Source organism: uncultured Mailhella sp., from assembly GCF_905187505.1.
Lineage (GTDB): Bacteria > Desulfobacterota > Desulfovibrionia > Desulfovibrionales > Desulfovibrionaceae > Mailhella.
Window position 1 is genome coordinate 21,010 of record NZ_CAJJIC010000018.1, and the last position, 9,079, is coordinate 30,088.

Here is a 9,079-nt window from a genome sequence, read left to right on the forward strand (position 1 = left end):
TTCCGGCGGGAGCGCCGCGGAGAGGGGAGATTCCCGAGCCGTGTCCGGCAGGCGGCACGTCCGTTCGGCTCCGGGGATTCTGCCTTACGATTTTTTTTCGCTTTTCTGCGCCAGAGGATGCGCGGCATCGTAAATGCGCGTGAGGGCGTCGAGATTGAGGTGCGTGTAGCGCTGCGTGGTGGATATGCGGCTGTGGCCGAGCAGCTCCTGAACGGCGCGCAGATCCGCGCCGCCTTCCAGAAGGTGCGTGGCAAAGGAGTGGCGCAGATCGTGCGGGGAGATGTGCTGCGGAATGCCTGCTTCCGCGGCCCGTTCCTCCAGAATGCGCGCGGCCTGACGCCGGTCGAGCCTTTTGCCGCGCCGTCCGAGAAAGGCGGCTCTTTCTCCGTGAACGGGAGGCACGCGGTCTCTGACGGCAAGCCAGCGGGAGAGTGCGTCCCTGCAGGTGTCGCTGAGCGGGACGATGCGCTCCTTGCTTCCCTTGCCCATGACCTGGACGTGCCCGCTTTCGGGACGGACGTCGTTCACGTCCAGTCCGAGGGCTTCGGAAATGCGCAGGCCCGAGCCGTAGAGCAGTTCCAGAAGGGCCATGTCCCTGAGACGGAATGTTTCGTCCGCGTTCGCCGGGGTCGATGAGGACGGAGGCGCGCTTTTTTCCTCCGGCTTTTCATCCAGAAGGCTGAACACCTGATCCACGTTGAGCATGGCGGGATGTCGCTGATCCTGCTTGGGGTTGCGCACGCCGGCGCAGGGGTCCGAATCTATCTTGTGCAGGCGCAGAAGATGGCGGAACAGGGAGCGCAGCGCCGAGAGCTTGCGTGCCATGGACGAGCGGGCCATGCCCTGACGAAACAGCGAGGCGGAAAATCCCTGAACCATCGACTTCGTGATTTCGGACGGCTTCTCCAGCGAGGCTCCCATGCCGCGCAGGTAGGTCTCAAATTCCAGAATGTCCACGGCATAGGCCTCCACCGTGGCTTCGGACGCGCCCTTCTGAAATTCCATCCACGCCAGGAAGGTGGCGGCGGGAACGGGCAGGGCGGCGGTGATGTCGGAAAGTCGGCTCATGTTCTGGCCTCGTAGCGGGTATCGGTAAGACGGCGCGCCAGCCTTTTCACTTCCAGAATCATGAGCACGGCGCTCACGGAGGCGCTCGTCCAAGAAGGACTTTCCTTCTGTGCGGCATAGAGCAGTTCATCCTGCGTGAGCGGGCCGTTTTTCAGCAGGGCGAGAATGGTCTCTTCCTCTTCGGTGAGCGGGGGGAGACTGGAGGCGGGCGGCCGTTTTTTTTCTTTTTGGGTGTCGGAGGCGTCAACGGAAGCCCTGGAATCCGCCCCTGTTTCTCTTATGGAAGGCGCGGAGACGGGCGCTTCTCCGGCGGAGAGCTCCCCTGCCGTGGTGACGGCCGGGGAGGGGGAAGGCTGAGCGTGTCGGGAAAGGGCGTTTTCCCTCATCTGTTCCCGGGCGTCCGGGCATTGTTCAAGCGGCGGTTCGGGCTGCGTTTCAGAGAACGCGGCTTGAGCTTTTGATGATGCGCGCGGAGCGGGAAAAGGCCGTCCTGCGGCACTTCTGAGGTGCGGAAGAAGGTCGGCGAGAATGTCGTCGGCGCGGAAGATGGGACGCGCTCCTTCCAGAAGAAGTTTTTTTGAGCCTTCCGGACAGGGAGATCGAAGCGCATTCGGGGAAGGTACGTACACGTTTCTGCCCTGTTCGGCCGCAAGGTGCGCCGTGATGAGGCTGCCGCTTCGCGCATGCACGGCCTCCGTGACCAGAACCCCGAGGGAGAGACCGCTTATGATGCGGTTGCGCACGGGAAAGGCTCCGGGACCGGGCACCCAGCCGGGCGGCATTTCGCTGACAAGAAGGCCGCGCTCGGCCATGCGCCCGTAAAGTTCCCGGTGTCCGGCGGGAAAGGCCTTGTCCACGCCTCCGGGCAGCACGGCAATGGAGCGGCCCGGGCCGGAAAGGGCGGCCTTGTGGGCGCATCCGTCCACGCCGAAGGCCAGGCCGGAGACCACGGTCACACCGGCCAGAGACAGTTCTTCCGCCACGACCGCGGTGAAGTCGAGAGCGGCGGGAGAGCTGTTTCTGGAGCCGACCACCGCAACGCAGGGAGCGCCGAGAAGCGCCGTGTCTCCCACGGCGTAGAGCAGAACGGGAGCGTCGGGCAGTTCCTTCAGCAGGGATGGATACCGTTTGTCGGTCCACAGGATGATGGACGCCTGAAGCGTGCGCGAGGCCTCCCATTCCGGGCGCGCCCTGAGACGCCAGGCGTTGTTCAGATAGCCTTCCGCCTTCTGGGCGGGAACACCCGCTTCCGGCCACCGGGGCACGTTCATCACGGCATCGTAGGCCGAGTCGAAATGCGAAACGAGCAGATGCGCGCCCCGTGCGCCGAGACCTGCGGTGTGGCGAAGGGCAAGCGCCGCCCAGTACTCTCGGCGTCCGTCGTCATCGAGCGCGGCAAGGCCGGTGCCGGAGGAGGGGCGGACGGTCATCAGGCCGCTTCCTTGCCTTCGGTGTGGAAGAGATGAGCGGCTTTGGCAAGAGCTTCCTGCGTGGCCAGCAGGTAGACGATGTCTCCTGCCAGAAGCTGCGTCTGCGCGTCGGGATTGTTGTTGATGACGTCGCCGCGGCGCACCCCCGCCGCCGTGACGCCGTGCTCCTTGCGCAGCGCGGCCTCGGCTATGGTTCTGCCCGCGAGGGGAGAGCCTTCCTCCACGGCGTAGGCCACGAGCTGGAGATCAGGCAGGCTGTCCATGATGGAACCGCCCATGCCGAGCCTGCGCTGCATGCCGTAGTTCTCGCGGCGTATGGCGGAGACGTACTGGTCGATGGTCTGACGCGGCACGAGGTAGTGATTCAGCACGCGTGCGAACACTTCCAGCGAGGTCTCGAACTCTTCGGGAATGACCTCGTTGGCGCCCACTTCCTTGTAGGAATTGAGATTGCCGAGAAAGCGCGTGCGCACGATGATGTGCAGCGACGGATTCATGGCCCGGGCGTTGGCGATGATGGCCCGGCTGCCCGCAGGATCGGAAGTGAGAATGGCGAGCGCCCGGGCCGTGGACGCACCGAGATGCTCGAGCACCAGAGGGAAGGAGGCGTCGCCGTGGCGTATGGGCTCGGTGGCACGATATTTTTCCACGGTGGTGGGATTCATTTCCGAGATGATGTAGGGAATGCCGCAGCTTTTTGCGCCGTGGGCCATGATCTGACCGCCGATGCCGAAACCTATGATGATGAGGTGATCCTTGAGCAGTCTGCCGTCGCGGATGATGCCGTCGGAACTTTCCGCATCGTCATGCTCGGAGCCGTCGTCCGTGGCGGCTTCCGCCGTCTGCATGTCGGGACGCTTCAGAATCCTTGCCGTCACCCTGGGAGCGACGCCGATGAGCAGCGGAGTGAGCACCATGGTCAGAATGCTGGAGGCGAGAAATACCTGGTAGGCGTCGTTGCTGATGAGCTCGAGGCCGAGGGCGGACTTTGCCAGCACGAAGGAGAACTCGCCCACCTGTGCGAGGCTGAAGGCCGCAAGCAGGGCGGTGCGCATGGAGTATTTGAGCACGCGCACGGCGGGAACGACCATGAGTATTTTTGCGATGATGATGGCCGCGGCGCACAGCGAAATGACGGGCAGATGCGTGAGGAAGAAGCGAATGTCGAGCAACATGCCCACGGAGATGAAGAAGATGCTCGAGAACACCTCCTTGAAGGGCATGATGCTTTCAAGGGTGTTCAGGCTGTATTCCGATTCGGCCATCATGAGACCGGCAAGGAACGCGCCGAGCGCAAGGGAGAGGCCGAGCCACGAGGTGATGAGCGCAACGGCGAGGCAGAGCCCCAGGGTGGTCATGAGCATGAGCTCACGGCTGCGCGTGCTCACCACGCTGAACATGAGCCGGTGCAGCAGATACTTGCCGAAAAGAAGAATGGCGCCGATGACGAGCACGCCCTTGCCCACGGCGAAGATCATGGAATTGGTGTCGAGCTCGAGCCCCCCGGCAAGCAGGGGGAATATGAGCACCATGGGCACGATGGCGAGATCCTGAAAAATGAGCACGGCAAGGCATACCTGTCCCTGCGGCGATTCGGTGAGCGCCTTCTGCTGCAGAATGCTGAGCACGATGGCCGTGGATGAAAGCGTGACCATGCAGCCGTACACGACGCCGAGTCTCGGCCCGCTCCACCAGAAGGTGAGCAGAAACACGAAGGCCATGGTGAGCAGCACCTGGGAGGAACCTCCCAGAAAGAGCGGCTTCTTGAGCCTTACGAGTTCCTTGCCGGAAAGCTCCATGCCTATGGAGAACATGAGAAACGCCACGCCCACGTCGGCCATGGTGTCCACGGCTTCGGGGCTCGGGATGAGCCCGAGGGCGGAGGGACCGCACAGTACGCCGGTGAGCAGAAAGCCCACGATGGACGGCAGGCGGAAGCGCAGGCAGACGAGCACAACAATGATGGAAAGAATAAAGAGAACGACGATCTCGCGGAGTATCATGTCTTCCATGGGCAGTCTCTTCGGAAAAAAATAGGCCCCGTGAACGATGGAGTTCACGGAGCCTGTTATTCTGTCATGTTTCTCTGCGGCACGCAATGGAAGCGGAGGCCGCAGGAAAAACGATGTTAGAGAGTGAGACCGGCGTCGAAGCCCGTGTGCACGGCATGGACGATGCTGGAAGCCTCGACGCAGTCGCCAACGTTGATGACGTCGAAGGCGGTGTCGATGAACTTGTCGCGTTCCGCCACGAGGGACTTGGTGCCCACGGCGATGATGACGGTGTCGGCTTCGAGGAACTGCGAGCCTTCGGGCGTTTCCACGGTCGCGCCCTTGTCGGTGATTTCGGTGCAGCGGGCGTTCACCATGGTCTTGACGCCGTACTTCTTGATGGCGTTCAGGTAGGAGGTGCGTTCGGTGAGCTGAGCCTTGGCAGCGATATATTCGCCCATTTCCACCACGGTGCATTCGCGGCCGAGGCCGTTCAGATGAATGCCGAGCTCCACGCCGATGGCGCCGCCGCCGATGATGACGACCTTCTTGCCGACCTTGTCTTCATGACCGAACACGTCGAAGGACATGGTGGCCTTTTCCACGCCGGGGATGCGGGGAACGATCTGTTCCGCGCCCACGGCCACGATGACGGCGTCGAAGTCGTTCTGATCGATGATTTCGGGGGTGGCTTCGGTGTTGTAGACCACGGTGATGGAGGGACGCTTCTTGACCTGGCGTTCCAGATATTCGTGGAACAGCTTCATTTCCTTCTTGAACCACATGGGATCGGAGAGAAGGGCCTGTCCGCCGAGGCGGTCGGTCTTTTCGTAGAGCACTACGGTGTGGCCTCTCATGGCGCAGCTTATGGCCGCTTCCATGCCGGCTACGCCGCCGCCCACCACGGCGACCTTCTTCTGGCGGTCGGACGGCGGAATGCGCAGTTTCTGGGCGCTCTGGAACTGCAGGGGGTTGACCATGCACTGACGGTCGTAGCTCGGGTAGGCGAGCAGGTGCAGATCCTTGGAAATGGCCACGCGGCGGCCGTGGTCCATGCAGTAGTTGCAGCGCAGGCAGGGACGGATGTCGTCCTCGCGGCCTTCCTTGGCCTTCTTGATGATTTCAGGGTCGGCCATGGCGGAGCGGCTCATGAGCACATAGTCGGCCTGCCCCTTGGCCAGCACTTCTTCGGCGACCTCGGGGGAATAGATGCCGCCGATGGTGCCCACGGGAATCTTTACGCCGGATTTCTTCACGATTTCACTCGCGTAGGCGTTGTGGGCCGTGCGGTCGAAGCCGGTGGGGCACTGCTTGGGACGGGTCATGGCGTCCACACGGTGGCCGCAGGTGATGTGCACCATGTCGATGTAGGGTTCGAAGATCTTGACCTGTTCGGCGCACTCTTCGGGCGTGATGCCGCCTTCGGCCTCATCGTTGCCGTTCATGCGCAGTTCGATGAGCATGCTGTCGCCCACGGTGGCGCGGATGGCCTTGATGACCATGAGCGGGAAGCGGCAGCGGTTTTCAATGGAGCCGCCGAACTCGTCGGTGCGGTGGTTGGTGAGCGGAGAGAGGAAGTAGTTGAACAGCCAGCCGTGGCCGTAGTGCAGCAGCAGACCGTCGAAGTTGGCGATCTGCGCCCAGTGCGCGTATTCGCCGAACAGGGAGGCCACTTCCTCCATGTCTGCCACCGTGGCCGCCACGGAGCCGAGATGCGGCTCGTCGTCGGCGGAAATCTTCTTGAAGCCAGCACGCATGTAGGGACCGCCGTGCAGAAATTCCGCGAAGGTCTTGCCGTTGAAGGCGTGCACGGCGCGCTGCAGGCGCTGGAAGTTCATCTGGTTGCAGGTCTTGGGGTTCAGGTTGAACATATGTTCATGGCTGCCGTCGATGGGCACTTCCATGGGCAGGGCCACGGAGGAGAAGCCTCCCTGTATGTAGCGCATCCAGAAGTCGATGCCGAAGGTGTTGATGCGGCCGTCGCTGTCTTCGCCGCCGCCGGTGGCGCCGGAACCCATGGGGCCGACCAGAACGCGGTTGTTGAAGCGGACCTTGTTCTTGCCCACGTACATGGGTTCAAAGAGGTGGGGATATTTTTCCTTATAAATGGGCTTCATGGATAATCTCCTTGGTAGGGCGCGGGCCTTCCTGTTTTTTTTGAGCGTTTCAGGTCTGCTGCGTCAGACCTTCCCCGGCCGTCTTCAGCAAGAAAAGACGGCCGGGCTTACGGGACATTGGGGGAGTGCCGGCTACAGGATGAGGCCCGCGTCGAATCCGGTTTCAATGGCGTGCTGCATGTTGGAAGCCTTCTTGCAGTCGCCGATGTTGATGACGTCGAAGGAAACGTTTCTGAAGCTGTCGCGTTCCTCGCGAAGAGGCGTGGTGCCCACGCAGACGATGACGGTGTCGGCGGGAAGAAGCGTTCTGCCCTCCTCGTTTTCCACCCACACGCCTTCATCGGTGATTTCCGTGGCTTTGGTGTCGAGCAGCGTGGTCACGTTGTCCTTCTCCATGAACTGGAGGATGGACATGCGGATGCTCAGTTCGGCGTTGCCGGCCTGGAAGTGGGTGAGTTCCACCACGGTGCAGTCATGGCCGCGCTCGCTCAGATGGATGGAGAGTTCGCAGCCGATGTCGCCGCCGCCGATGATGACGACCTTCTTGCCGACCTTGTCTTCGTTGCCGAACACGTCGAAGGCCATGGTGGCCTTTTCGATGCCGGGAATGGGGGGAACGATCTGCTTCGCGCCCACGGCCACGATGGTGGCGTCGGGGTTGATGTCGGAGATCATTTCAGGCGTGGCTTCGGTGTTGATGACCACGAAGATGTTGGGATTCTTGCGCACCTGGCGTTCGAGCCACTCGTGGTAGGCCTTCATTTCCTTCTTGAACCACATACCGTCGGACAGAAGGGCCTGGCCGCCGAGTCTGTCGGTCTTTTCGTAGAGGGTGACTTCATGGCCGCGTTCGGCGGCGCTCAGGGCGGCGCTCATGCCGGCCACGCCGCCGCCCACCACGACGACCTTCTTGCGGCGTTCAGGGGCGGGGAACATCTTCTTGGAAGCGGCCTGCATGGAAAGGGGGTTCACGGCGCACATGCGGTCGAAGCTCACTTCGGAGGCCATGACGAGTTCCTTGCCCTTGATCTTGGACTTTCTGCGGCCGTGGTCGAGGCACATGTTGCAGCGCAGGCAGGGACGGATGTCGTCCTCGCGTCCTTCCTTGACCTTCTTCACCCATTCATTGTCGGCGATGGCCGCGCGGGCGATGAGCACGTAGTCGGCCTTGCCGTCTTCGAGCAGCTTTTCGGCGCGTTCAGGGTTGCCGATGGCGCCCACGGTGCCGATCGGGATGCGCACGCCCGGGGTCTTCTTCACGATTTCGCTGGCGTAGGCATTGTGCTCGGTGGGGAAGAAGCTCGTGGGCGTCATGCGCGGACGGCTGGTCACGTCGATGCGGGTGCCGCAGCTGATGTGGATCATGTCCACATAGTCCTGGAGCAGCAGAACCTGCTGAGCGGCGTCTTCAGGGGTGATGCCGCCTTCCATTTCGTCGTTGCCGGTGAGGCGCAGTTCGATGAGAAGGTCGTCGCCTATGACTTCACGCACGGCCTTCAGCACCATGATGGGGAAGCGGCAGCGGTTTTCCACGGAACCGCCGAACTCATCGGTACGGTGGTTGGTGAGCGGGGAGAGGAAGTCGTGGAACAGCCAGCCGTGGGCGAAGTGGATCATGATGCCGTCAAATCCGGCGCGGCGGGCCTGATGGGCGAAGTCCACGCACATGTCGATGATGTCCTGCATGTCCTTGGCGTCCATGCCCTTCACGTGGCGGCCCTGATATTCGGAGTCGCTCGCGCCGATGAGCGGCACGTCGGGACGGGTCATGCAGCGTCCGCCGTGGATGAGTTCGGCGAAGGTCTTGCCGTTGTAGGCGTGCACCGAGCGCTGCAGAAGGTGCATGTTCATGTAGTTGCACTTCTTGGGATTCAGGTCGAACACGCCTTCATGGCTGCCGTTGGAGGGGATTTCCATGGGCAGGCACACGGAGGAGAATCCGCCGCGGATGATGCCGGTCCAGTAGTCCACGCCGAAGATGTTGATGCGGCCGTTGTCCGCGCCGCCGCCGGTGGCGCAGATGCCCACGGGGGACATCATGACGCGGTTGTTGAAGACGAATTCGGTTCTGCCGCGGCGGATGGTCAGCGGTTCAAACAGCTTGGGATACTTTTTGATGTACGCGGGAATCATGAATGAAACTCTCTTTTTTTAGGGATGCACTGAAAGAATTAGAACAGAATGGAACCGAGACCGTAGCCGAGCACCATGACGACAACCCAGTTGATGAGGCTGTACAGGATGCCGTAGGTCATGACGCAGTTGCCGGGGAGCCATTCCTTCTCGCCGTACAGGTACGCGGTGAGCGTGGAGGCGGGAGGAGTGATGATGCCGAGCGAACCGATCATGAGAATGCTGAAGAGAATGGCCGGCATCTGAATGTCTCCGCCGAGGCTCATGCCGATGGTGCAGGCAAGAGGCGAGAACATGGCGAGGCAGGCCAGGTTGTTGGCGACGTTGGTGACGATAATGC

Annotated in this window: 6 protein-coding genes; all 6 read right to left on the reverse strand. The window is 62.0% G+C overall.

Translation table 11 applies throughout. The annotated features are described in order from the left end of the window. Nucleotides 1-84: 84 nt before the first annotated feature. Nucleotides 85-1,068, reverse strand: coding sequence for a tyrosine recombinase XerC (locus QZZ60_RS03475; RefSeq protein WP_295637845.1), 984 nt, complete (start codon nt 1,066-1,068; stop codon nt 85-87). Beyond that, nucleotides 1,065-2,498 carry a DNA-processing protein DprA gene (gene dprA / locus QZZ60_RS03480; RefSeq protein WP_295637848.1) on the reverse strand — a complete coding sequence of 478 codons (1,434 nt, stop codon included), beginning with the start codon at nt 2,496-2,498 and terminating at the stop codon, nt 1,065-1,067. The genes QZZ60_RS03475 and dprA overlap by 4 nt, the downstream gene beginning before the upstream one ends. Next, on the reverse strand, nt 2,498-4,510 hold the full coding sequence (locus QZZ60_RS03485) for a cation:proton antiporter (protein ID WP_295637851.1): 2,013 nt from the start codon (nt 4,508-4,510) through the stop codon (nt 2,498-2,500). Before QZZ60_RS03485 ends, dprA begins: the two co-directional genes overlap by 1 nt. Nucleotides 4,511-4,626: 116 nt before the next feature. Further along, on the reverse strand, nt 4,627-6,606 hold the full coding sequence (locus QZZ60_RS03490) for an FAD-dependent oxidoreductase (RefSeq protein ID WP_295637854.1): 1,980 nt from the start codon (nt 6,604-6,606) through the stop codon (nt 4,627-4,629). 132 nt (nt 6,607-6,738) lie between these two features. Next, nucleotides 6,739-8,739: an FAD-dependent oxidoreductase gene (locus QZZ60_RS03495; RefSeq protein ID WP_295637857.1), complete on the reverse strand. Its 2,001-nt coding sequence runs from the start codon at nt 8,737-8,739 to the stop codon at nt 6,739-6,741. 38 nt (nt 8,740-8,777) lie between these two features. Next, on the reverse strand, nt 8,778-9,079 hold a 302-nt coding region (locus QZZ60_RS03500), incomplete at its 5' end, for a hypothetical protein (protein WP_295637860.1).

Coding starts and splice junctions, on each gene's coding strand:
- QZZ60_RS03475 (WP_295637845.1), bottom strand. CDS start 1,068: ATGAGCCGACTTTCCGACATCACCGCCGCCCTGCCCGTTCCCGCCGCC.
- dprA (WP_295637848.1), bottom strand. CDS start 2,498: ATGACCGTCCGCCCCTCCTCCGGCACCGGCCTTGCCGCGCTCGATGAC.
- QZZ60_RS03485 (WP_295637851.1), bottom strand. CDS start 4,510: ATGGAAGACATGATACTCCGCGAGATCGTCGTTCTCTTTATTCTTTCC.
- QZZ60_RS03490 (WP_295637854.1), bottom strand. CDS start 6,606: ATGAAGCCCATTTATAAGGAAAAATATCCCCACCTCTTTGAACCCATG.
- QZZ60_RS03495 (WP_295637857.1), bottom strand. CDS start 8,739: ATGATTCCCGCGTACATCAAAAAGTATCCCAAGCTGTTTGAACCGCTG.